Source organism: Falsirhodobacter sp. 1013 (assembly GCF_051195255.1).
Classification (GTDB): domain Bacteria; phylum Pseudomonadota; class Alphaproteobacteria; order Rhodobacterales; family Rhodobacteraceae; genus Falsirhodobacter.
Genome location: NZ_JBNJLK010000002.1, coordinates 16,794 through 40,919 on the forward strand (window position 1 = coordinate 16,794; position 24,126 = coordinate 40,919).

The 24,126-nt window shown below is 60.4% G+C and carries 21 protein-coding genes and 1 pseudogene; 6 read left to right on the forward strand and 16 right to left on the reverse strand.

Annotation, left to right across the window (positions count from 1 at the left end):
• Window positions 1-368: 368 nt before the first annotated feature.
• From ACSHZY_RS03540 to ACSHZY_RS03580, 9 genes and pseudogenes are all read right to left on the reverse strand, one after another.
• Window positions 369-965 (reverse strand): hypothetical protein, encoded by a 597-nt coding sequence (locus ACSHZY_RS03540; RefSeq protein ID WP_435165514.1) that lies wholly within the window; start codon window positions 963-965, stop codon window positions 369-371.
• A gap of 27 nt (window positions 966-992) precedes the next feature.
• Window positions 993-1,790: a putative phage abortive infection protein gene (locus tag ACSHZY_RS03545; protein ID WP_435165517.1), complete on the reverse strand. Its 798-nt coding sequence runs from the start codon at window positions 1,788-1,790 to the stop codon at window positions 993-995.
• 364 nt (window positions 1,791-2,154) lie between these two features.
• On the reverse strand, window positions 2,155-2,676 hold the full coding sequence (locus tag ACSHZY_RS03550; protein WP_435165520.1) for a hypothetical protein: 522 nt from the start codon (window positions 2,674-2,676) through the stop codon (window positions 2,155-2,157).
• A gap of 122 nt (window positions 2,677-2,798) precedes the next feature.
• Window positions 2,799-2,953: pseudogene (locus ACSHZY_RS03555) on the reverse strand (IS256 family transposase); the annotation flags it as partial.
• Between the two features lie 191 nt (window positions 2,954-3,144).
• Window positions 3,145-4,104 carry a PD-(D/E)XK motif protein gene (locus ACSHZY_RS03560; protein WP_435165522.1) on the reverse strand — a complete coding sequence of 320 codons (960 nt, stop codon included), beginning with the start codon at window positions 4,102-4,104 and terminating at the stop codon, window positions 3,145-3,147.
• Window positions 4,105-4,110: 6 nt separating this feature from the next.
• On the reverse strand, window positions 4,111-6,312 hold the full coding sequence (locus ACSHZY_RS03565) for a Z1 domain-containing protein (protein WP_435165525.1): 2,202 nt from the start codon (window positions 6,310-6,312) through the stop codon (window positions 4,111-4,113).
• Window positions 6,305-7,879 carry an ATP-binding protein gene (locus ACSHZY_RS03570; protein ID WP_435165528.1) on the reverse strand — a complete coding sequence of 525 codons (1,575 nt, stop codon included), beginning with the start codon at window positions 7,877-7,879 and terminating at the stop codon, window positions 6,305-6,307. Before ACSHZY_RS03570 ends, ACSHZY_RS03565 begins: the two co-directional genes overlap by 8 nt.
• Window positions 7,879-9,183 carry a DNA (cytosine-5-)-methyltransferase gene (gene dcm / locus ACSHZY_RS03575; protein WP_435165530.1) on the reverse strand — a complete coding sequence of 435 codons (1,305 nt, stop codon included), beginning with the start codon at window positions 9,181-9,183 and terminating at the stop codon, window positions 7,879-7,881. Before dcm ends, ACSHZY_RS03570 begins: the two co-directional genes overlap by 1 nt.
• Window positions 9,184-9,224: 41 nt before the next feature.
• Window positions 9,225-9,662: a hypothetical protein gene (locus tag ACSHZY_RS03580; protein WP_435165533.1), complete on the reverse strand. Its 438-nt coding sequence runs from the start codon at window positions 9,660-9,662 to the stop codon at window positions 9,225-9,227.
• Between the two features lie 127 nt (window positions 9,663-9,789).
• Between ACSHZY_RS03580 and ACSHZY_RS03585 the strand changes: the two genes are divergently transcribed.
• A complete protein-coding gene (locus tag ACSHZY_RS03585; protein ID WP_435165536.1) occupies window positions 9,790-11,487 on the forward strand; it encodes a hypothetical protein in 1,698 nt (565 codons plus the stop codon).
• A 661-nt stretch (window positions 11,488-12,148) separates the two neighbouring features.
• Here the strand turns inward: ACSHZY_RS03585 and ACSHZY_RS03590 are convergent.
• From ACSHZY_RS03590 to ACSHZY_RS03615, 6 genes are all read right to left on the reverse strand, one after another.
• Entirely contained in the window at window positions 12,149-13,609 is a 1,461-nt protein-coding gene (locus tag ACSHZY_RS03590; protein ID WP_435165538.1) for an efflux transporter outer membrane subunit, read from the reverse strand.
• 225 nt (window positions 13,610-13,834) lie between these two features.
• Complete coding sequence (gene ggpS / locus ACSHZY_RS03595) at window positions 13,835-15,340, reverse strand: glucosylglycerol-phosphate synthase (RefSeq protein ID WP_435166904.1); 1,506 nt, start codon at window positions 15,338-15,340, stop codon at window positions 13,835-13,837.
• A 2-nt stretch (window positions 15,341-15,342) separates the two neighbouring features.
• A complete protein-coding gene (locus tag ACSHZY_RS03600) occupies window positions 15,343-16,119 on the reverse strand; it encodes an HAD-IIB family hydrolase (RefSeq protein ID WP_435165541.1) in 777 nt (258 codons plus the stop codon).
• Complete coding sequence (locus tag ACSHZY_RS03605) at window positions 16,116-17,270, reverse strand: NAD(P)H-dependent glycerol-3-phosphate dehydrogenase (protein WP_435165543.1); 1,155 nt, start codon at window positions 17,268-17,270, stop codon at window positions 16,116-16,118. Before ACSHZY_RS03605 ends, ACSHZY_RS03600 begins: the two co-directional genes overlap by 4 nt.
• An 81-nt stretch (window positions 17,271-17,351) precedes the next feature.
• Window positions 17,352-17,918 (reverse strand): DUF1190 domain-containing protein, encoded by a 567-nt coding sequence (locus ACSHZY_RS03610; protein ID WP_435165546.1) that lies wholly within the window; start codon window positions 17,916-17,918, stop codon window positions 17,352-17,354.
• A gap of 5 nt (window positions 17,919-17,923) precedes the next feature.
• Complete coding sequence (locus ACSHZY_RS03615) at window positions 17,924-19,129, reverse strand: glutathionylspermidine synthase family protein (protein ID WP_435165549.1); 1,206 nt, start codon at window positions 19,127-19,129, stop codon at window positions 17,924-17,926.
• Between the two features lie 139 nt (window positions 19,130-19,268).
• Here ACSHZY_RS03615 and ACSHZY_RS03620 point away from each other — a divergent pair, with 139 nt between their 5' ends.
• The gene (locus ACSHZY_RS03620) at window positions 19,269-21,419 is read left to right on the forward strand and encodes an esterase-like activity of phytase family protein (protein ID WP_435165552.1); all 2,151 of its coding nucleotides are present in this window, start codon (window positions 19,269-19,271) and stop codon (window positions 21,417-21,419) included.
• A 3-nt stretch (window positions 21,420-21,422) separates the two neighbouring features.
• On the opposite strand, the gene ACSHZY_RS03625 is transcribed toward ACSHZY_RS03620, so the two are convergent.
• Window positions 21,423-21,779 (reverse strand): VOC family protein, encoded by a 357-nt coding sequence (locus ACSHZY_RS03625; protein WP_435165555.1) that lies wholly within the window; start codon window positions 21,777-21,779, stop codon window positions 21,423-21,425.
• A gap of 109 nt (window positions 21,780-21,888) precedes the next feature.
• Here ACSHZY_RS03625 and queC point away from each other — a divergent pair, with 109 nt between their 5' ends.
• From queC to queF, 4 genes are read left to right on the forward strand one after another with little or no spacing between them, the layout of a single operon-like run.
• Window positions 21,889-22,584 (forward strand): 7-cyano-7-deazaguanine synthase QueC, encoded by a 696-nt coding sequence (gene queC, locus ACSHZY_RS03630; protein ID WP_435165558.1) that lies wholly within the window; start codon window positions 21,889-21,891, stop codon window positions 22,582-22,584.
• Window positions 22,584-22,940 (forward strand): 6-pyruvoyl trahydropterin synthase family protein, encoded by a 357-nt coding sequence (locus tag ACSHZY_RS03635; protein ID WP_435165560.1) that lies wholly within the window; start codon window positions 22,584-22,586, stop codon window positions 22,938-22,940. The genes queC and ACSHZY_RS03635 overlap by 1 nt, the downstream gene beginning before the upstream one ends.
• The gene (gene queE / locus ACSHZY_RS03640; protein WP_435165563.1) at window positions 22,937-23,632 is read left to right on the forward strand and encodes a 7-carboxy-7-deazaguanine synthase QueE; all 696 of its coding nucleotides are present in this window, start codon (window positions 22,937-22,939) and stop codon (window positions 23,630-23,632) included. The genes ACSHZY_RS03635 and queE overlap by 4 nt, the downstream gene beginning before the upstream one ends.
• A complete protein-coding gene (gene queF, locus ACSHZY_RS03645) occupies window positions 23,632-24,093 on the forward strand; it encodes a preQ(1) synthase (protein WP_435165567.1) in 462 nt (153 codons plus the stop codon). The genes queE and queF overlap by 1 nt, the downstream gene beginning before the upstream one ends.
• Window positions 24,094-24,126: the final 33 nt, after the last annotated feature.

Consider the following 24,126-nt stretch of genomic DNA (forward strand, 5'->3'; position numbering starts at 1 on the left):
ACAGTTTGATAAACTTCGCGAGAGTTCTGACAGGCGGCGTTGCGGCATGGCTCGAGTTCGAGCGAGCCTGCGATCGCAGTGGCCTTTTCAGCGAAAAATACCTGACCTCGGCAGTCGGTCAGATTCTTGCGGCCAGAACGGGAAACAGGGTCGAGGCAGAGTTCACCCATCCAATACTCGCGCCGCTTAGGCAAGGTCCTGGCCGGAGGCCGCAGGTCGATTTCGTCGTCCGTAACGAAAGCAGAAAAATCGTCCTTGCCGTCGAGACGAAATGGGCGGGTCGCACGACACCCTCAACCAACGAAATCTTGTGGGACCTCATCAGACTCGAGCTCATCGCTCACCACGAAAACGCGCGATGCATCTTCCTACTCGCGGGCACAGGAGCAAAGCTTAAGGCGATCTTCGATCATCCGGCCTTCTCGGACGCTGAAACTAGACCGCACCGTCGACCGTTGCTCCGTCACGACAACAATGTCGTCCACACTACACCGTTGGTACCGCTCGTCTCTGTCAGGTTCGAAATGCTCAAGCAACTCTTCGAACCTTATAAAGATTTGAGATTTGCGGAGCGCATAGCGACTCGCCGAGCCGCTCCGCGACCGGAAGTTGTGAAGCCGAAGGCGTACCAGGTCATCGCTTGGGAGGTATTGCCAAAAGGAAATCGCCTCGATTTTCGGCCGGGGCGGTCCAAATTCTTCGCCTAGTTCATCCTGCTCGCCGTCGCGCTTTTGCTCGGTCACACGAATATGGACAGCACAGTCCAATATCTCGGCGTCGACCTGGACGGCGCGGGAGTGGATAGACTTGTAGCTGGCAGCCGGTCCGTGGGTTCCATGGCGGCCGGCCCATAGCCGCCGGTCAGGCCAGTAGCGCTGCTGCACTGCAGCTTTCCCAAAGCAGACGTTCGATTGAGTTGCAGCGGAAAGCTTGTCCAACGTCTCGGGGTGGGACAACACGGCCATTCGACGTCGCGTAGCCTGCGAGGTTGATCAATGCGCCCTGAGCCTAGATGCGAGGGAGAAACGCTTGAGTTCAGATATTGGTTTGGCATCGCTCGGGAGAGGGGTGGTTTCGAAGGCGGAGTCTTCGTATAGATGGGAGAAGTGGCCTTCAAATTCTGTCAATGTCGCTTTTTCCGTATGTTTGAGAATAGCGTATCGGTCAATGTATGGCTTGAACCATTCCGCTTGTCTTGTCACCCCATTAAGGAAGATCAAATCCAATTCGGCTAGGCTGATATGGGAGCGAGCAATTCTGGCATAGTTAAGTTTTTGAGCAGGGGAAAGTTTATCTTCATCGTCAATTAGACGGTATACGTTATGAAGAATCCTGAAGTATGGCCCGAGGTCATAATCATAATCGCCGAACAATTTCGAGACATATCCGACTAAATCAGCCGGCTCCGTCATGTTGATAATATCCTCTTTGCCATCTAAAAACGATCGCCGATCTGATAAGGATCCTTCCCGATACTGCTCCGCTTTGAGTGATGCATTCCTGAAAATTGTATTGCTATACTCGAGTAAAACCTTACGACCACTGGTCGGGTTCTTTTGAGATCCCCCAGTGATCGATAGAACGTGATCGTTTAGCATCTTCATTATACCAAAGAACGCTGAATCAAAGCGTTGCAGGGCAAATTCGTGATTGGACGCCCTTATTTCTTGCCGTTGGAGTTTAAGTTCTTCGCGCTGGATCAAGAGGGTAATAATCAATCCAGAAAAAGCCAGCCCTGAAAAAAGAGCGGTCACCCCCCCCGAACATATCACCAGCGGTGCCGCGGTCACCAGGTTCGGAGTAGAGGTGTCCCATCAGCGCAATGTTGGCAGCGATGATGAACAGAACAAACGTAATTGAAAGCGCGATCGCGAACGAAACTGACTTAAGTCCAGTCCACGCACCGCCTTTACTCACATCAAGAAATTTCATCTGTCCTCATGGCCGTTAGGCTTTCCAGAAAATGGCCGTGGAGACTAGTTGTCAAGCGGCTTACCAGCTTCACGCAGCAGGTGTTCGGCCGCCGCCGCGCGAAAGTGCAGCTGTCGATATGTGCACGCGTTTGGACCACGAACACCAAGTCTGCCCCAAATCTCCTTTGCTCTCACACATCGTCCATAGCTGCTCCAAACGCCAGCGATGAACTGCACCATCTCAATCCCCGCGGATCAATTTCTGCTTTTGCGGCTCGCTGACATTCTTTCGCTGCAGATTAAACTCCTGCAGCAGTTCGTCCGTTGTGCGGGGCACGATGGCCGTTTGGACCGGATAGAGGACCCTCGATGGCGGCCAGTTGAGCGGAGCTTCAGCGACGATCTCGGCGACATACCTCTCGATGCTGGTGAACACGGACGAGGAGGTGATATCCTCGATGACGTGCGGGATCTCCTCTTTGATCTCAGAGTAGTTTGCAACCAAGCCCCCTAACACCCCGACAATCGTAGCGATGTGCGCGACGGCCTTAAGACTTCCGGGCTCTAAGGACGCTGGGTCGAGAAAGATTGCGTGCGTGGGCACCCAATGTCCGTCGACCGTGAAACCGGAGGCGTATTCAATCTCCAGCCTGCGCGAGACCTTATCGATAAATCGCAGTGCCGACCTGCGGTGCGTCTTAAACGCGATGTCAGCTTCGAAGGTAAACGTCGCAGTTCCGATCACAATCCGCCGATAGAGCACAGGAATCCTCCGTGAAATCAGCGCAATCTTGCGGTGATCGATCTGGGCTGGTCAATGACTCGTCTGGGGGTACTTCCCAGGCAGCTCTGACCGGTCGGGGACAAATTCTGAACTCAGGCGGATCAGTCGGCGGTTTGAAGCTGGCGCAGGCCGTCGCGCAACTCAACCCCTTGGGTGATCTCGGGCAACCGGTTCAGGCCGTCGAGCTTGCGCCATTTGACCTGCGCGGCGATCATCAACTTGAACGCGTGGCGAGGCCGGTCTGGAGACTCAGGCAAGGGTGGTGAAAACTGGTTGGCGTGATCAAGCTGCTTGCGGCAGCCGCAGAAGTTCTGCGGCGGTCTCGCCCCAGAAAGGATCGACCAGCCGCCTCAAGTATGGCGGCGCAGTCACGAAGGGTCCCGAACCTCGGCGGGGTCCGACGCCCGGAAGACTATGCCGCGCAGCCAACTGGCCTCGGTCACGGCCTTATCCCTCATAGAATGAAAGACGTGAAGCTGCATCGCTGGACGACAGCCGGGATAGATCGGATAGGTCGAGGTCGAATCGGACGTTCTCGATCGGATCACCTTCACCGACCCGTGGTACTGGTAGAGCAGATGCATCGAATACTGCCAGCGAAGTACCGTCAGGAAATACGCCCAGCTTGAGCGTGTTGCGGTATAGATCCCGACCGCCCTTCAAAATGCATTGCTTCAAGAACGAAACGCGCAGTTCGTTATTTTCAAAGCGCGAATGCAGAAAGTCCATAAGCTCCGCAGCTGTGCGACCGGAGTTGAGTTCTACGACTGCTAGCGAAGCAACGTAGACTGCGAAGTCACTATTGGGCCGCAGTTGATCCAGTGAGAAGCTGTGCTTACGGCGGCTTCGAAGTGTCGTCTTGGCTTCCAGAACGAAGGCGCTAGTCACGAAATCATATTTCGCCATTTTGTGCCCGCACCAGCACCGAACCGCATGAGCGGTGTTTGATGCTTGCGAGAGGATATAGAGTTCGCCCCACAAGCCGATGATGTCCGTATCGGAACTGGCTATCTGCTTGAATAGGCTGGCAAGCTCTAATACTTGCGTGGCAATGTCTTTATTCGCGTAAGGTGCATTGTCCTCGGGAAAGGTCTCCTCAAGAAGCCTGAGCAATATCTGCACGATGTCGGGGTCGTTATCGTTCAGCCGTATGACGCTGTACACGCCCGATGTGCTTAGCCCGCCGGGAGCCTCAATGACGCAATCCCTTGAGAACCGGGCGGAGACGGAGCGCAGTTCGATGTCGCTCCTGAGGTCTTGCCGCCGTGAACGGAAGAGCAAGGACGGATAGCCGTCACCGTCGACCGAAAGCCAGAGCGATCCATCTGCACTCAAGGGCTCGCCGAAAAGTTGGTCGCACCCCTCTGGGAAGTCACCAAGCAGTTTCGCGTAGGTTTCGAAGAGCACGCGATCCTACCTTTCGATCCAAACGCGCTGCATCAGATGATCAGGGATATGAACGGCGAGGATCGGCACGTCTCGTATCGTCCGTTTCTTGTCGGATGTCTGAATATCGTAGCGGTGCAGTTGGAAGGTGATTATTTCCGCAGAGACGAGTGCTCTAGCGCCGGGGTAATTGGTGGGGTCGTTCTTACCTTGGAAGAGGTTCTTGATCTTGGGCGGGCTGGTATCACCTAGTGAACGGACAGCCTCTACCCCCGACCATGGCCCAGAGAGCGCATAGAAGCTGCACCGCATGTCGGGCTCTTCGTTCGCCAAGCGCTCAAGTCCCAATAGGAGCGCGGAATGCTGCAGGTTGTCATCCGGCCACTTATAGCGCAGTTGTCCGATCCGTGGCAGTAGATCAGCGAGTCTGATCGTGTCGCTGAAAGCCGGCACCTTTTGCTTTTCGTTCCAGCCCACCTCGGCGTAGTTTTGGAAATCAAAGTCGGAAATGATGTCGTCCACCACTTCTCGGTTCTCGGCGACAATCTCTGAGTCATCGAAGGGATGGTCGGGGATCACCCAGCCGCCGCTCCCCTTAGACTGATACATTTCAAGTAGGATGACCGAGCTTCGCGTCGGTTTGAGGCTTTGGTCTAGGAAGTAGGTTCGCCGCCAATCTTTCAGGGTCTTACCCTGTTGTAGGTGGCGCCTGATCGAGCCGCGGATAGACTCCTCATGCTTCACATAGTCGGTGAAGGCCTCGATGTTTTCAGCTGTCAGGTATATCCGGCATAGCCCCAGATAAGCTTTCTTATAGCCGAAGAAACGCGCCCTTTGCTGGATGTTGTCTGCGTTCCCTACGCCTGTAGAGCGCGGCATGTAGCTGACGGTCAGACCTTCGACGGTAAATCCCCTGTCGAGGCCGATGCCGCCTACAAGAATCCAGCTGTACTCGCCTTTCCAATCCACACTCGGAATGCGGTTCTTCTCGCGGGTGTTCAGTTCGACGACGGCGGTCTCTTCGATGGCATCGAACAGCACCGAAAGCACATCAGCGAATGTAAAGGGGGTGTTATAGGTATCCAGCAACTCTTTCGTGGAAAGCTCGAACGCCGCGATCAGATCACCATAGTCTTCGTGTTCCTCGTCCTGAACGATGATCGACCAGTTCTCCTTGGTCTGCTTTATCCAGCGCGCGAACATCAGATGCTCGTCTTTCGGTACGGCCGGGTGAATCATCATGGAGCGATTGCGTCCCTTCTGATCCTCTTCTTCAAGTAGGCCGATGGCCACGCCGACAAAGTAATGTCGCAGCGCTGCAAGCAAGCTGCTGGGCGGCTCCGTGGGCGGATCATTCTTGTCGGGCACGTCACCGGCGGGGATCGGCTCAATATACTTGCTGGCACCTTCTATGAAAAACTCTTGGCCGCCCACGTATTTGCTGCCCGGCGTCAGGACGCACCCGAAATCGGGGGACAGTGTATCAATGCGACTGATCAGGAGCGGAGCCTGCGGCGTTGCTGTGTAGGCCAAGTAGCTGTGATGCGGGAAGAGCTTCCGAAGCTCTAGGATTCGGGAATAGGTGGTGCTCTCTTCGTTCTGCTTGGCGCGCGTGTTGATGCCTGCCTGATCGCCTTCATCGTCAATGATGAGCGTCGGCACATCACTGAGATCAGAAGCGGAAAGGAGCTTCGAAAGGCTGTCGAGGTGCTGGTGCTGCTTCATGGAGACGATAAGGATCGTTCGCGCGCGTGGGTTGCCGCGCCGCCACCTGGCGAGTTCCATGTTGACGCGGTCGAGTTCGCTCTGCTGGAAGCCCTTTTGCTGGGTGGAGAACAGCTTCCATTCCCGCGTAGCATCAATGTCCAGATCGTCCTTCAAGCGGGAATGCGACTGCTCAACAAGGTTATTCGTTGTCCCCGCGAGCAGGATAACCAACCTATACTGATTGTCTCTAGCTAGCGCCGCTAGCCCTGTGAACGAGAGAGTCTTGCCACTCTGCACGTAGCCGATGACGAGGCCCGTGTTGACGTCTCCCGTTTTGGCCGGATCAACACATTGGGCGAGGATCGTGGTTGTCTCTTCCGACAGCCGATCCTTCTCTTCCTGGGAAAGAGACGTGTTTGCACCCAGCATATCGCTGAAAGCGCTGCGCTGGACGGGGGACCATTTGCCGTTGGCAACTGCCGCGGATGAGGCGACCGTGATCATGCTTTTGCTCTCACTCACCCATCGCTCCCTTCGACATCTGGTTCCGTAATATCTCGTTGGTGTAGCGTCGGATTGCGGTCGGCTTTTTGTCCGCCAGTTCGGCAGCGACGACTTCGGCCAGCGCCATGGCCGCTGCGATGTTGAGGATTGCGGTAAAGCTGTCCGTGTCCATCGTCGGAAACTGCACCATGAACGGGTGCAGCATCGCCACCCGGACTGTCACCCTGCGCGGCTCGGGGTCTGTAATCGAAGGACGGTCTTGGATGGTCAGCCAATCAGCATCATCGTCAGCGTAAGACAGTTCCATACCGACGATCCAACTCTCGCTCCGAAACCGTAGCTTGAACTCGGCCTGCTCCATGTCCCCGCTTTCGAGGTCAGGGAGCGCCTCATCCTCTGGCGGCGGAGGGGTGGGAACATCTTGCGGCGGGATGGGTGCATCGGCATCCACGCCAGGCGCAGACAGCGTCGCATCATTGAGATTGGCTGCCGTGGCGTTCAGCGCAGCGGCGGCATCCTTGCGCACCCCCTTTACGCTAGCCTTCGTCCGATGTTCGCGCGCCTGCTGCAACAGAGGGAAACCCTCTTCTGACAATACCTTACGCAGTTTGCGCAGGAACTCGTCTTCGCTTTCCTCCCATTTGATGCCGTCCTTGGTATGGGAAACGAAGAAGCCTTTCAGATGAATTTCACCAAATATCCTCTGGTAGGGATAGGTGTTCGACCTGCCGAATATGTCTTCCGGCCGGTAGGCCTCGTCGGCACTACCCATGATCAGGCGTTTGCGCCGGAAGAGCGCAAGCCCCGCCAGCCTTGTACTGGCGGTCTCGCGGATGGCAACAAAGCCGCTAGCCGACTTACCATCACCCAAGTCAAAATCGATTTCCCTCTTCCATACAACGGGATCACCGCTTGGATCGCGGTAGCTTGGCGCGGTCAGTATGGCCGGTTCATCGTAGACTAGTTGCTCGCCATCAACGAAGAGCGCTAAAGACCCTTCGCGGATATAGCCGCGGTAGATGCTGGACAGGTGTTCCTTGATCTTGTGAATCGTCTTCCCGCGCGGGAAGCGGCGAATATTCTCTAGGCGGACTTCGGTATAGTGCTTTTCTTCGGCTACGCGCGTCGAGAGAACGTTGAGTTCCTCGATCCTGTCATGCACGATTTCGTCGATATCAAAGATGACCGTGCGCTCGATGTTCTCACCCAATGCGCTGGACCGAACGCTCCAATTGGGCGCGAACCAGCACGCGGCGCTTTTCATCCCCATGCCGAACTCGGAAAGGCCCGCGGCGTTCGGGGGAATTTCTGCCGGACGGAAGGCTCTTTGATAGTCCGCAGACGCAATACCGCCGGCGTTATCCTTTATGGCAATCATATTGCCGGCCACGTCAAAGGCTATGTCAACGCGGAGCTTATACTGGGATCCACCGACAGCCTTGAGAGCCCGTTTGTTGTCGATACTGCTCTGAATTGAGTTGTCTACAAACTCAGCGAGAGCGAACCATGACTTATAGTTCAGGTGTGGAAGGACGGAGAGAACGTTAACTCCTGGGCGAATATTTACCGAACTTACTTGCACCATTATTCCGCCGCGACCGCCAAATTATCTGCTTCTTCGGAAGGCGTGCGGTTCATGAGACAATCGAAAATGTGCCCGACGACATCAACGTTGACCGCATTTCCAAATGCCTTGTAGGCACCGCCCTTTGAATCAGGCAGATGCTCAAGTGCGCCCATGCTCTGCAACCGGCTGCACTCGCGGGGGGTCATGTAGCGCTTGCGCCAGGCGATAATAGGCACCTGACTAGTTGTCATGGCAATGAGCGAGGGCGCAGTGTCAGCTTTTTTGACACGAATGCCGCTAGCCCGGAACTGAAGAATGTGGTTCCAGATGTTACGCTCGGAGCCTTTGCAGTTCCACTCCAGTTTTTGAAAGCTAGGCGGGAAGCCCTTAATCTTCTCAATCCACCCATCAATCAGCGTTTTGTGCTGGTCGTAGAAATCTCGGTTTTTCTGGATGAAGTCGATCTTCCAGTCCGGGAATGCGTCCAATTCGGTCCGTGCATAGTTGGGCAGCATCTCTTTGACCTCATCGGCGGAGATTCCGTCAAGCGGCTGGCCGAAGGCGCCCTTGAAGCCACCCATTCGCTTGTAGCCGCGCTTATGAGGCGTCGCTCCGTCCAGAGGGTAGTCGGCGCCAAATTCCATTGCCCAGATGGGAAAAGACGGCAGGTCCTCTTCTTTCGGGAAAGCCGCGACGAATTCCTGCCAGGCTTCGATGTACTTGACGTGGTTTTCGTTCAGAGCGTGAGCGTCGGGTGGATCGCGATCGAGGATCGAATGAATCGAAATCTCAGGCAAATCTTTCGGCTTCCGCCAGTTGAAGCCGTCCAGCCCCTGCCGGTCTCCGACGATGAAGGCGCGCTCCCGCTTCTGCGGGATGCCGAACATATGGGGAGATAGCCGCTCGAAAGAAATGTCGTAGCCCAAATTTCTAAGCTGGTTGCAGATAATATCCCACGTCTCGCCGCCACGGTGCCGCATAAGGTTGGGAACGTTCTCGACAATGAAGTAGCGGGGCTGCTTCTTCTCAAGAATGCCTGCCACATAGTCAAAAAGGTTGCCCCACTCAGGGCACTCTAGGCCTTTTTGATCGCCGGCTTTTGAGAACGGCTGGCAGGGAAACCCCGCGCAAAGAACATCATGATCAGGTATACCATCCAGATCGACGGCCCGAATATCACCATCTGGACGAAGCCCAAAATTCTTTTCGTACAGCCCAGCGAGATGCATGTTGAGTTCGGACGCAAAGACGCACTCTCCGCCGCGCAGGCTGAGAGCTTGATGGAAGCCACCTAGCCCCGCAAATAAATCTACGAATTTCATGTGCTTACGTCTAATCATCCATTTTCTTCACTCTACACGCATCACACGAATGTTGCAAGAAAATGAAGCGGCACCGCACATGATATGGGTAGATGATTTTGCGTCAGCATCAGATCAGGTGTGACTCCTTGTCGGCAGGACTCCAGAAGCGGGAAGGGGCAAGTACAACTAGGCGTCTTACTTGGTTCAGTGGTGGACTTGAGTGTTTTTGATTGAGCTAACCTCACCTGAGTGAGCACCCGTCGACAGGCAAGCATGATCACACCTTGCGCAACTGGTGCACATAGATAGAGTTTTAACTGATTCATACCGTGCTCGCTAAAGCGTGCGGCATGAGTCAGTTCGACGAAAAGGCTGGCAACCTGCAGATCGTTTAGTTTTTTACTTGGCCACACCACGATAGACAGAGCCTGCCCGCATGTCAACGTTGCCCGTGGCGGAGCGGTCAGGCTACCTGAGGGGATTTGGTTAACAGCCATTGACCGGTCAGCACGATCGCGCACGGAATTTAGCGCTAAAGCATGGTTATTTCGGCGCATTCGGGTTTCCTTCTTTGATCCGACGATAATTTATAAAACACACTTATAGCTTTTCAGGCTTCACCGAATGAACGATACTCACGCCATCGCTTTAGGCTTGCTTGACAGATCCATTCGGCAACAACGTTCACTCGTTGATCGCTGGAATCAGCCCAAGTCACCACTCTTGTTCGAGTTGGTGCGCGCTCTCGATAATCTGTTTGTAGGCGATATGATGGAGCCACCGTCTATTGACCTCTCCGAGACTGCAACGCGAACCATTCGGAGTTTTGGAGCAAATGCGGCCTTGGCTATGATGGTTCCAGACGAATTGCGCCTAGAGAATTTCACGCTTTTCCCAAGCCGGCCGCAAATTCAAAGCCAGGCCGATAATCTTCTTTTTCATTGCGGCATACTCCAGAGAGCACGCAAGTGCCGCCACGAGTTGTTTCATGGCCTGCTAGATCCAACACTTCGAAATTTCAAGAACCAGCGAGACAAAGCGATCGGGATCCTCTTGGAACTCCACCCAAAGAGCGCCGATTATAGATCTGAGCATATCGCATACCGCAGCAGGGAGTGGCTGCAAGATCTGCAGTACGAGGCTGACAGGCCGATGGAAGAGGCTTTGGAAAAAGAACATTACGCCGTTCTGCCAGAGTTAATTAAGAACGTACAAAAATACCAGGACTGGGGCATAGCCTACCAAACCTCTCGAGAAATCGACGACTATTTCCTAGAATGGGGGCGATTATATTTGCGGCGGATGTGGGGGCAGGATCTGATCGGCCTCGGTGATCGCATTGGACCTAGCCAATATAATGAATACCTTGGAGTACTCGTCGGGCTAGCCGGAAGAGCTCAAAAACACTTATGTTATGCTTCGATCCTAAGTAGGCGCCACCCGGAGTTAGATCACAGAAATTTGCTGACCACATTCGCGCCACATGACGAATTCCTTTATTCTTTGGCAAAACATCTCGACGCCGATCAGCTTCAAGTTCAGCAAATATGCGAGTCACTGACGCTGTCACCCTTCAACAAGATCACCCATACCGCTTCTGGTGATACGGCCTGGGCGCCACTGATTAGATCTTCTCAATCACATATCATCCTACCCCTTTTTGGGTTGGAGCACTCGCCGTTTAGATTCTTGCTTCGCGACCTGAAGGCAAGGTACGCAAGCGACTGGTTTTCCGCTGCAAATCGTCGAGAGAGACGCTGGCAATCCGAACTCAAAGATGTATTTAGCTCAGGGCGATGGAGGGTTGTAGATAGGGGAGTAAATCTCAAGCACGGCGGGCGCGTTCTCACCGACATCGACTTTCTTGCATTTGATGAGCAGAAAAACGCTGCGTTATTATTCCAGCTGAAGTGGCAAGATCCGGTCGGCTTGGACGACAAAGCTAAATTTAGTGCGGCACGCAATTTTGAACGAGAGGGCAATAGGTGGGTAGAGGCTACTAGCAGATGGTTGGAAATATATGGTTGTGAAGAACTCGGCACTCGAATAGAAGCTCGCCTAAATTCAGAGACAAGCATCCATCTAATCGTAGTAGGTCGCTACACCGGTCCGCTCTTGTCAACCAACGGCTTAGATCAAAGAGCCTGCTGGACGGACTGGGCGACTTTTCTCCAATCGTTTTCTTCTGGTTCGCTAATGTCCCTCGACCAATTGTGCCAAGATCTTAATCGACGGCAACAAGCTGTTGCCGAGCCATTCTTTGACGAGTCATACGCTTTTCCCGTCGGGAAGCTAACGGTGGCTTTCGGGATGTCGTTGTAGAAGTATGGAGATGCACTCCTATTTTACCTCAGGCACCAGTAGTTCGAATTCTGGTCGTCGTGCGTTGCCTTGCTCGTCGCTACACCGCGCAGGGATGGCCGCTTTCACGAGCTTTCTGCGGCTGCCGCGCCGCACTGCTGTCAGGCCGCTTTCCGCCCGATCGGGGCGCGTGACGCGTTCGTCGCTACCCTGCGCCCGGATGGCAGCTTCCTTATGTTTGCTGCGGATGCCATGCCGCGCCGCCGTCAGACGGCTTTCCGCCCATCGCAACCGTAACGGGTTACGGGCTATCGGAAGTAACAGGACGGCAGTTGGTCTGCATGATGGGTAAGAATTTCTGGAAGCGAGCTCCCGCAACCACTCTAACTTGCAGACTGGCTTCATAGCCCACACCACGCCCCGCAACTCGCGGGGCTTTTTGTTGTTCCGATAATGTTCGGCGTGAAAGTTCTAGCCGTTGAGGGTGCGACATCACTCGGAAGGCCCGCTGCGAGCCTCAGAAGGCCTGACAAGGTGGACCGCCAGACACTGTGCCTTCCTCAGTCGTCTCCCGCAGCAGAAGAAGGATTGTCTCCAGTTCGGCGATCTGGATCAAGGTGAGAATGTTTTACCTGCGGAGTACCGGCCTTCCCGCGCAAGACAGGAAGGCCGAGCACAAGGCTCAGTTCGCGGCGACCTGTGCCGTGGCCACCTGTGCCGGTGCCGCCGCACGCGGGCCGATCCCCGCGCCGGCCGTGGCAACCGACAATGTCACGTAGTTCAGTGCCTGCTGCTGAATGGCTTGCGCCAGCGAGTTGCGCGCGTCCAGAAGCGACCGTTCCGCGTCCAGCACCGTGAAGAACTCCGTGTCGCCGATATCGAAGCTGGTGCGGGCCAGATCCACCGCCTCTTGGGCGGCGTCGACCAGACGACGCTGGGCCTCGATGTTGCGGGCGTCGCGGTTATAGGCGGCCAGCGCGTTCTCCACTTCTTCCACCGCGTCCAGAACCGTGGCCTGGTACGCCAGACGTTGCTGAACGGCCTGCGACTCCGCGATCGTCAGGTTCGCGTTGTTGGCGGCGTTGAAGATAGGAAGGTTCAGCTGCGGCCCAAAGCTCCATGTCTTGACGCTGCCCGCTCCCGCAAGATGCGTCGGCGTCACCGTGCCCGTCAGCGACAGCGAAGGATAAAATGCCGCGCGCGCCACACCCACGTTGAAGACGCTGGAGGCATACTGACGTTCCGCCGCCAGAACGTCCGGACGGTTCCGGATCGCCTCCGCCGGCACGCCGACGCTGGCACGGTAACGCGGCCGCGGCTGCGGACCACCCGGTTGCAGCATGGCCTTCAGGGTGGAGATGCGCTGGTTCGTCAACGTGCCAAGGCTGTTCACGGATTGGTCGAAACCGACCTCCAGCGACGGAAGCTGCGCTTCGGCCTGCGCCACCAGCTGCTGCGCCTGCACCAGATCCAGACGCGGGGCGCTGCCGTATTCCACCTTGGTCTGCGTCAGTTCCAGCGACTCCCGCCGGCTGGCGATGCTTTGCCGCGTCAGGGCAATGGCTTCCTGGTAATAGCGGGCGGTGATGTAGGACTGGGCGATCGCCGACATCATCGTCAGCCGCGCCACGTCCACCGACAGGTATGCCGCGTCCAGCTGGGCCGAGGCCGCCGCGCGCGCGTTGCGGTTGCGCCCGAACAGATCCAGCGTCCAAGACACGTTGCCGCTCACCGCCGAGGATTCCACCACCGGGCTCGCCGCCTCGGGCCGCCCGCGCGAGGCCGAGCCCGTCACCGACACCTCGGGAAGGTCGTTGGCGCCCGTCAGCCGCGTGTTCGCCCGGGCCTCGTTGATCGCCTCGATCGCCTGCGCCACGTCAAGGTTACGCGCCAGACCCGCCGTCAACAACTGGTTCAGGCGAGTGTCGTTGAACGACGCCCACCACTGCTGACCACGCGTCACGTCCCGCTCCGGCGCCGGGGCGCTGAAGGTGGCCGGCAGGTCGGGCGTGGGGGCACGGTAGTTCATGGTGCAGCCCGCCAGCACCCAGGCGGCCAAGGCCAGCGCGGTGGTGTTGCGCACGTTGCGAAGAAGGGGGGAGGGCGTCTCGCTCATCACATCGATCTCATCTCTGACGGGCATGAGGAGCCCGTTCCTCGTTTTCCGGGAAGTCCGACCCGCGTCGCGTCGAAACGGAACGTTTGTTCGTATACTTTCGACTGGTCTTACGCTGGCTTCAAAGATGAGTAAACACCCCTTGAGCCTGTAAGACAATCAGGGGCCCGCAGCTGTTTCACCCCTGTTGCCTTAAGGCCAAAATGAAGGGGAGGGGCGGGTCCATCCGGTCCCGCCGATCATCCCGGAGGTTCAGGAGAGAGTGTCCGGCTGCGGGTTCAGAAGCTCGTGGAAGTGGCGGGTCATCCGGTCCGACCAGGCGGCAATGCTCCACCGCTTGGCGGACTGGCGCAGTTCCACCATGCGCGAGGCCCGTTCCTCCGGCCCCATGGCCAGCGCCTGATCCAGCGCCCGGTCCATGGAAGCGTGGGAGAATGGATTCACAGGGATCGCGCCGGTCAGCAGCACCGCGCAGCCTGCGAATTCCGACAGGATCAGCGCGCCCTGATCGCCCGTCGCCTTGGCCAGACAATATTCCGCCGCCACGAGGTTCAGCCCATCCGCCAGCGGCGTGATGGAGGCCACGTCGGCCGCGCGGTAATAGGCCACGAGTTCCGCCAGCGGGATCGCGGTGGAAATCAGCGACACCGGTTGCCATTCGAAGGTGCCGTGCGTGCCGTTGATGCGGCCGGTCAGCTCCTCGATCTTCTGCTGAACCTCTTCATAGGCGGTCATGTTGCGGTTGGCGCCCACCGACACCAGCATCAGCCGCACCTTGCCGTGCAGTTCAGGGCGACGGTGCAGCAGCCGCTCGAACGTTTCCAGCTGTTCGATGTTGCCCTTGGTGTAATCGGTGCGCGACACCGACACGATCAGCTGGCCCTCGCCCATCCAGTCGCGGATGGCGCGGACTTTTTCCTCCACCTCCGGCGCCTCGGCCAGATCGGACAGGTAGTCGACGTTGACACCGACAGGATTCACCTCGATCCGGATCTTGCGGCCGCGATGTTCCATCAGGGTGGGCGTGAACCGTTCTGACAGCGCGGCCCCGCGCGGCGTCATCGTGTCAGCGGTGTATTCGTCCGAAACCGTCCGCGCCCGCGTCAGCGAATGCGCAACCGAGGCGAAGTTCTGGGCATAGCGCGGAATGTGAAAGCCCACGCTGTCGCAGGACAGAAGCGAACGGATGATCTCCTCTCGCCACGGCAGGACGTTGAACATGTCGGCCGAGGGGAAGGGCGTGTGGTGGAAGAAGGCGATCTTCACGTCCGGCTTGATCTGGCGCAGATAGCCGGGCACGAGCCACAGGTTGTAGTCGTGCACCCAGACGACGCCATTGTCCGACACCTCGTTCGCGGCGGCCTCGGCGAAGGCCCAGTTCACCTCGCGGAAGGTCGACCAGTCCACGGGGTCGTAGTTGTACTTTTCCTTGAAGCCGTGAAGGATCGGCCAGAACGCTTCCTTCGAGGTGACGTGGTAGAAGCTCGACACCTGTTCCTTGGTCAGGGGCAGGCGGCTGACCTTGTACTTGCCGTAGGAATCGTCGATGTCGATCACCCGTTCGAACGCGGGGTTCGCCGGATCCTCGGCGTGCTTCCACGCAACCCAGGCACCGTTGCCCATGCGGCCCATCACGCCTTTCAGCGTGGGGACGATGCCGTTGGGCGACCGGTTCTCGCGCAGTTCCACGGTGCCGTCCTCGTGCTCCACCTCCTCGTAGGGCTGGCGGTGATAGACGACGACAAGATCGGATTTCACGCTCATGCGGTCACCTCGTCCGGGGCTTCGGGATGTAGCTGGAAGGCGCGGATCGCCTCGGCAATGCCGCCGGTGCCGGGCAGGGTGCAATGGCGTGCACGGGGCAGGTCGCGCGTGGCGTCCAGAAGGCCCTGTTCGCTTTCCCCCACGACCGCGCCGTGCAGCCCGGTCTGGAACATCGACAGGTCGTTCAGAGTGTCGCCCGCGACCAGCACGCGTTCGGGATCGATCCCCAGCTGGTCCAGCAGGCGCAGAAGGGACGGCCCCTTCGACACGCCCCCCGGCAGCACGTCCAGATAGCACCCATGCGAGATCAGGATGTCGAAGCCCGCCTCCTCCAGCGGCGCCACGCTGGCCGGGTCATAGGTTTCGGGGTCCCAGTGATAGCTGACGCGGTGGCGGAAGGGCGTGTCCTGCTCCACCAGTCCCGGCGCGCCCTTCAGCGTCTGGCGCACCAGATCGCCGCGGTCGCCCCATACCTCGCGGATATGGGCTTCCAGTGCGTCGATCGGCGTCACGGTGCCGTTTTCAAGACCGGCAATGGTGGTGCCCACATCACCCACGACGTAATCGGGCCAAGGCATGATGCCGTCGCCGCACATCTGCGCGATGAAGGCCGGATCGCGGCCGGTCACGAAGATCAGGCCGACATCCTCGCGGCGCGCCTCAATCCAGTCATAGAGGTTTCGGCGCATGGCGTCGGTGCCGCCCAGGAAGGTGCCGTCCAGATCGGTGGCCAGCACGAAGCGCCAGTTTTTCGGGTCTCGGGGTTGGGTCATTGAAACTTGTCCTCGAAATGGCGGGTGACGGCATCGACCGCCGGGTGATCCATCTGCAGGTTCATCGCGCGCGGTTCGGCGCTGATGGGCGCGGCCCAGTAATTCGCGAAGGCGATCGCGATGGGCTGGCCCTCGGCGGTGATGGCGCGGACCATCTCGCAGATCGGCATGTTCAGGCCCAGCTTCCGGGCCAGATCGGTCACGGTGATCGCGTTGTGGCGGCCCTCGACCACCACGGGCTTGCCTTCGAACACCGCGGCGTCGGGAATGCCCTGCCCCCGCTGGAACCCGTAGGAGAAGTTGCGCGACTGGCGCGACGAACAGGTCAGGATCAGGTCGCCCAGACCGCCCAGACCCGTCACCGTTTCGCGCCGGCCGCCCAGATGCACGGCCAGCTCCTTCATCTCGTCCAGGCCGCGGGTGATGATCGCGGCGCGGGAATTGTCGCCAAAACCCGCCCCGGCCAGGATGCCGCAGGCGATGGCGATGACGTTCTTGACGGCGCCCCCCACCTCGACCCCCGCCATGTCGTCCGAGACGTAGGGGCGGAAGCTGCCGGTGGTCAGCGACAGGGCCATGCGCACGGCCGCCCGGTCCGCGGGCGCCACGTCCGGCTGGGTGGTGCAGGCCACGGTGACGGCGGTGGGATGGCCGGCGGCGGTTTCCTTGGCGAAGGTCGGCCCGGTGACAGTGCCAATGGGGCGGCCGGGGGCCACCTCCTCCACCAGGGCGGACATCAGAAGGCCGGTGTCGGCCTCGATCCCCTTGGCGCAGACGAAGATGGGAATGCCGGGATCGGCCAGCGCGCCGACGCGGCCCGCCATCTCGCGCACGGTCAGCGAGGGGGTCACCAGCAGCACGGCCTCCGCCCCCTTCAGCGCCAGCGCCAGATCGGTCGTGGGCCGGATGCTGTGGGGAAGCGGGATGTCGCCCAGATAACGCGGATTGCGGTGGGTTTCGGCCACGATGGTGGCCAGCGCCTCGTCCCGCATCCACAGCCGGGTTTCACGCCCGGCGCGGGCGGCCACGGTGGCCAAGGCGGTCCCCCAGGCCCCGCCGCCGATCACGGCGATGCGGTCAAAGGGACGGGTAACAGTCGCGACAGGTTGCGACCCGGTGTGTGGCGGGTGTGTCTGTGTCTCGTTTTGCATATGCGCCTTGTTATAGGCGAAGACTCGCCCGAAATCCACCGTGCCACCCCAAATTGGCACAGGCGGGGCGCAGATGCAGCCTTATCCGCCCATGGTGGACCGCGCCGCGCCGCTGGACCCGAAGCCGCCTCGCCGCATGGCATCGGCCTGTGTCATCGGGGGTTTGCCCACGGTGGTGGGGGCCTTGTTGAAGGCCGTCGCGCTCATCGGGCCCTTGCCGGTGTTGGTGGCGACCTGCGTGCCGCCGGGGGTGGTGAAACGGCCATTGGCTGTGCGAGACAGCGGCTGGCTCATGAAGCCGCCGCGTCCGCCCAGCATCTGCCCGATCAGCATGCCCGCCAGCAGCGGCATGAAGGAAAAACCGCCGCCCGGCTGCGCCTGCTGTTCGCAGTTGCCGGCGCCGTGCTGCTCCTCGCACACCGCCAGCGCGTCATAGCGGGGGGCAGTCGCCTCGTGGTCGGCCTGCGCCTGGGCGAAGGCCGCGTCGCAATCCTCGGCGGTGAAGGCAAGGCTGCCTTGCGCCACCTGCGCCTTGCAGGCCGCCGCATCGGGGAACGAGGAGGCCTGGGTTTCATCCTCCTTGCAGCCGGACAGAACAAAGGCGGCGCCCATCAGCGTCAGGGCCACGGTGGCGGAACGTTTGCGCATGGGCGTCATCCTTGGAGGAAGTGGGGCTTGAAGCGTGACAGGTCCTGCGTGATCCGGGCCCGATCTTCGCGGATGCCAAGGCCGACACAGGTTTCCCCCACGATCCATGCCCCCAGAACAGGGCGGAATCCGTCGAAGACCGGCAGCGGGACATAGGCCTGCACAACCTTCGGATGATCATCATAGCCCCGATTCGAAGCGGTTTCCAGCGGGCGGCCGTTTTCCAGAATGTCGATCGAGGAGCCTTCGCGGGAAAAGATCGGCTTCACCACATGGCCGGCCTTCAGGATGTCCCGCGCCCGGCCGAACAGGGGCGATCCGCCCGTGCCGTCACGCATCGGGCCGGCCACATCTTCCAGGAAGAAGGCGGGCAAAAGGTTCGGATGGCCTTCGAACATCTCCCACAACACCGGCAGGATCGCCTTGTTCGACACCAGCGCCTTCCACGGCGGCTCGATGAAGCGGCACCCCGACGGGACGATAGCCGCGCCGAACTCGTCCCGGAAGATGTCTTCCCACGGATAAAGCTTGAACAGCGTGCCGATGACCCGGTCCTCGGCGTCCAGGAACTGGCCTTCCCCGCTCAGCCCGATCTTTTCCAGGTCGGTATAATGCGCGCCCATGCCGCCTTCGCGCGCGGCCCAGGCCATCGCCTCCACCGTCGCGTAATCCTCGGCATTGCCGGCGGCGGCGGCGAAATGGATGTCGGTGTTGGCCGGGAACAGCTCGCGGAAGCGTTCGGCCAATGCCTCGTGCAGGCCGTTGAACTGGTCGGCCCCTTCGGGCAGCACGCCCGCCTTGATCTGGTCCTCCAGCCACTGCCACTGGAACGACGCCGTTTCATAAAGCGAGGTCGGCGTGTCGGCGTTGTATTCCAGAAGCTTCGCGTCGCCCCCGTCATAGGCCAGATCCATCCGGCCATACACCTCGGGCGCAAAGGATTTCCAGCTGCTCGCCACAAGGTCGCGGAAGCCCGGCGGGATGCCCATGCGGTCCATCAGCCGTTCGTCCTTCACGATCCGGTCCACCGCCTCGCGGCACATGCCGTGCAGTTCGGTCGCGGGATCCTCGATCCGCGTCTCGATCTCCTCCAGCGTGAATCGATAGGCCGAGGTTTCGTCCCAATAGGGTTCGCCATGCATCTCGGCAAAGGTGAACCCGGTCTCGGCTTCGCGCTGGTCCGCGCGGGGGGTGAGGCTGATCTTTTCCATAACACCGTTGGGCCAAAGCGGGACACCCGCGTCAAGCCCCAGATAGGGCTCGTGACGGGTTCACGCAACTGTCACACCGCTGTGACGCGCCTGTCACGTTGCCGCGTCAGGTGTCGCGGCAACGAACATGGGGACCCACATGAACAGATACGCGCTTTCCTCGATGCTGGCACTGGCGGCGGCCATGCCCGCGGCGGCCGAAACGACCTTCAACCGCATCGCCTCCTTCGCCACGACCGAAAACATGGCCGAAGGCGAGGATCGCGCGCAGCCGACCTCGGCCGAGATCATCTCGGTCTCCGAGGACGGGATGACGCTGGTGTATTCCGACAGCCCGCACGGCGTCCTGGGCTTCGTGGACATCACCGAACCGTCCCAGCCCAAACCCCTGGGCAATGTGGAGATGGAGGGCGAGCCCACGACCGCCGTCATCATCGGCAACCGCGCCTTCGTGGGGGTCGACACCTCCGACAGCTTCACCGAACCCTCGGGCCAGCTGCGGATGCTGGACCTGGAAACCGAAGAGGTGCTGGAATCCTGCGATCTGGGCGGGCAGCCGGATTCGGTCGCCAAGGCCAAGGATGGCAGCTTCCTGGCCGTCGCGATCGAGAACCAGCGCGACGAGGATGTGAACGACGGCGCCCTGCCGCAGATGCCGGCAGGCTTCGTCGTGAAGCTTCCGGTGGTGGACGGCGCGATCGATTGCGGCGCGATGCAGGTCATCGACATGACGGGCCTTGCCGACATCGCGCCGGAAGACCCCGAGCCGGAATACGTGGACATCAACGACGCGGGTGAGATCGTGGTCACGCTTCAGGAAAACAACCACATTGTCATCATCGGCGCGGATGGCAAGGTCGCCTCGGACTTTCCGGCGGGAAACGTGTCCCTGACGGGCATCGACACGGAAGATGACGGCGCGCTGTCCTTCACCGGAAGCCAGTCGGACATTCCGCGCGAACCCGATGGCGTGAAATGGCTGGGCACCGACCACATCGTGACCGCGAACGAAGGCGACTGGAACGGCGGCTCGCGCGGCTGGACCATCTTCGGACGCGACGGCAAGATCGTCTATGACGCCGGCAACAGCTTCGAACAGGCGGTCGCGGCCATCGGCCATTATCCCGACAAACGCTCGGATTCGAAGGGGGCGGAGCCGGAGTCGATCGAGATCGGCACCTTCAACGCCACCACCTATGTCTTCGTCGTATCCGAACGCGCCTCGGTCATCGGCGTCTATGACGTGACCGATCCGACGAAGCCCGTGCTGACCCAGATGATCCCCTCGGGCGTCAGCCCCGAAGGTCTGGTCGCCATTCCGGCCCGCAACCTTCTGGTGTCGGCGAACGAGGCCGATCTGGGCGAGGATGGCGGCGCACGCGCCCATGCCATGGTGTTCGAGGCCGGCACCGATGCGGCCGCCTATCCCATGCTGACCTCCGAAGGCTCCGACCCGCTGATCGGCTGGGGCGCGATGTCCGGCCTGGTCGCCGGCGAGGCGGGCACCCTGTTTGCCGTGTCCGACAGCGCCTATGACGCGCAACCCGCGATCTACACCATCGACGCCGCGCAGACGCCGGCGCGGATCACGGCGAAGACGATCGTGACACGCGACGGTCAGCCGGCCGAAAAGCTGGATCTGGAAGGCATCACGCTGGACGGGAACGGCGGGTTCTGGGTCGCGTCCGAAGGCGACGCCGAGGAGGAGCTTCAGAACGCCATCCTGCATGTCGGCGCCGATGGTGCCATCACCGAGGAGTTGACGCTGCCCGAAGCTTTGCGGGACGGCGAAAAGCGGTTCGGCTTCGAAGGCATCGCCAAGGTGGGCGACGTCCTGTGGGTGGCCGTCCAGCGCGAATGGAACGACGAGGCCGGCCATGTGAAGCTGCTGGCCTACGACTCGGCCAAGAAGGAATGGCTGGGCGGCGTTTCCTATCCGCTGGAGGAGAAGGGCGACGGCTGGATGGGCCTGTCCGAGATCACCGTGCACGGCGATCACGCTTATGTCGTGGAACGTGACAACCTGATCGGCGAGGCCGCCAAGGTGAAGAAGATCTTCCGCGTGGCGCTGGACCAGATGCAACCGTCGATGACCGACATGCCCGTCGTCACGAAGGAAGAGGTCCGCGACCTGATCCCCGACCTGAAGCGCACCCACGGCTATGTCGTCGACAAGGTCGAAGGCTTCGCCATCACGGCGGACGGCGAAGGCTGGGTCGTGACGGACAACGACGGCGTGGACGACAGCTCGGGCGAAACGCTGTTCTTCTCCATCGGCCGGGTGGAGTGAGGGTTACACCTGCTCCAGCAGCTCGATACGGTTTCCAAACGGATCGTTCAGATGGACCCGCCGGATCCCCGGCAGGTCCACATCGGGGCGGTAGGCGATGCCCGCCGCCCTCAGCCTTTCCAGGGCCACCTCCAGCGAGGCGACGCGGAAGGCCGGATGCGCCTTGCGGGCCGGGTGGAACGCCTCCTCCACCCCCATGTGCAGGCTGACATGACCCGCGCGGAACCAGACGCCGCCGCGGCCGCGCAGTACCTCGGGCTGCGGCTCCTCCTCGAACCCCAGAAGGGCGTAGAACCGCCGCGCCTCGTCATTGCCGCCCACGGGCATGACCAGCTGGATGTGGTGCAGATCAAGGATCATTTTCGTTCCTCCTCAAGATTTCGTTGCTTGCGTTCCCTGCGGGTTTCGCCGTACACGCGCCCCGCCCCGGTCGCAGCCTACCCGGGTGATCAAAACAAGGGTTATAAAAATGAAGACGATCGTCATCTGCTCCGGCGGGCTGGACTCCGTGTCGCTCGCGCATGTGCTGGCCGCCGAAGGGCAGCTTGCGGCACTGGTGTCCTTTGACTACGGCCAGCGTCACCGCAAGGAACTGGACTTCGCCGCCCGCGCCGCCACCCGGTTGGGCGTGCCGTTCCACCTGATCGACATGCGCGGCGTCGGCGCCGCGCTGACCGGGTCGGCCCTGACCGACGACCTCGACGTGCCCGACGGCCACTACGCCGAAGACACGATGCGCATCACCGTCGTTCCCAACCGCAACGCCATCATGCTGACCACCGCCTTTGGCGTCGCGGCCGCGCAGGGGGCGGAGGCCGTGGCCACGGCCGTGCATGGCGGCGACCATTTCATCTATCCCGACTGCCGCCCCGCCTTCACCGACGCGTTCCAGGTGATGCAGGACGCGGCCTTGGACGGATACGCGAACGTGCGGCTGCTGACGCCCTACGTGCATCGCAGCAAGGGCGACATTGTGGCCGACGGCGCGCGCGTCGGCACGCCCTTCGCCGAAACCTGGTCCTGCTACAAGGGCGGCGACATCCATTGCGGCCGCTGCGGCACCTGCGTCGAACGGCGCGAGGCATTCGATCTGGCGGGCGTTCCCGATCCCACCGAATACGCCGATCCCGACTTCTGGCGGCACGCGGTGGAGGGGCGCGCCTGATGTACCGGATCACCAAGGAATTCGCCTTCTGCGCCTCCCACCAGTTGTTCGGCCTGCCGGACGGGCACCAGTGCGGCCGCCTGCACGGCCACAACTACATCATCGTGGTCGAACTGGCCTCCGCCACCCTGAACGCCCACGGCTTCGTGCGGGACTACGGAGAGCTGAAGCCGCTGAAGGACTACATCGACACCACCTTTGACCATCGCCACCTGAACGAGGTGATGGACGACGATCTGGTGACGGCCGAAAAGCTGGCCAAGCACTTCCACGACTGGTGCTCGGTCCTGTGGCCCGAGGTGACGGCCGTGCGCGTGTCGGAAACGCCGAAGACCTGGGCGGAATACCGGCCATGATCCGCATCTCCGAAATCTTCGGCCCGACCATCCAGGGGGAAGGCGTGCTGATCGGCCTGCCCACCGTCTTTGTCCGCTCGGGCGGGTGCGACTACCGGTGCAGCTGGTGCGACAGCCTGCACGCGGTGGACAGCGCCTTCCGCGACACCTGGACCCCCATGACCGCCGAAGCGATCCTGAGCCGGATCGAGGAGTTGTCGGGCGGCCGGCCGCTGACCGTGTCCCTGTCCGGTGGCAACCCTGCGATCCAGCCCTTCGGCCCGCTGATCGCGGCGGGGCAGGACAAGGGGTATCGCTTCGCGCTGGAAACCCAGGGGTCCATCAGCCAGCCGTGGTTCGTGCGGCTGGACACGCTGGTCCTGTCGCCGAAGCCTCCCAGCAGTGGACAGGTGACCGATTGGGACGCCTTCGCGCGCTGCCTTCTGCCGGGGCCGGAGACCGTGATGAAGATCGTGATCTTCGACGACGCCGATTACGACTTCGCGCGGGACGCGGCGGCCCGCTTCCCGCAACTGCCGCTGTATCTGCAACCGGGCAACCCGGTGGTGGACGAAACGGCGGCCGTCGACCAGAACAGCCTCGTGGACCGGATGCTGTGGCTGATCGACAAGACCGTGGCGGATGGCTGGTTCAACCCGCGCATCCTGCCGCAACTGCATGTCATCCTTTGGGGCAACAAGAGGGGCGTATGATGGAAGAGAATATCTATTCCGGGCTGAAGCAACTGGGCGGCGCGACCGTCATGCCCGCCTCGCCGGAGGAGGCCGTGCTGGAGCGGGTGAGGAACCCGCAGGACGTGTCCTATCTGGTGCGCTTCACCGCGCCGGAGTTCACCTCGCTCTGCCCCATGACGGGGCAGCCCGACTTCGCGCATCTGATGATCGATTACGTTCCCGGCGACTGGCTGGTGGAATCGAAGTCGCTGAAGCTGTTCCTGGGCGCCTTCCGGAATCACGGCGCATTCCACGAGGATTGCTCCGTCATGATCGCGCGGCGGTTGGTGGAGTTTCTGGATCCGCAATGGCTGCGCATCGGCGCCTACTGGTATCCGCGCGGCGGCATCCCGATCGACGTCTTCTGGCAGACGGGGGAACCGCCGAAAGGCGTGTGGATCCCCGAACAGGGCGTGCCGCCCTATCGCGGACGCGGCTAAGGGAAATTGCGTCCGGGGCGCGGGCAGGATAAC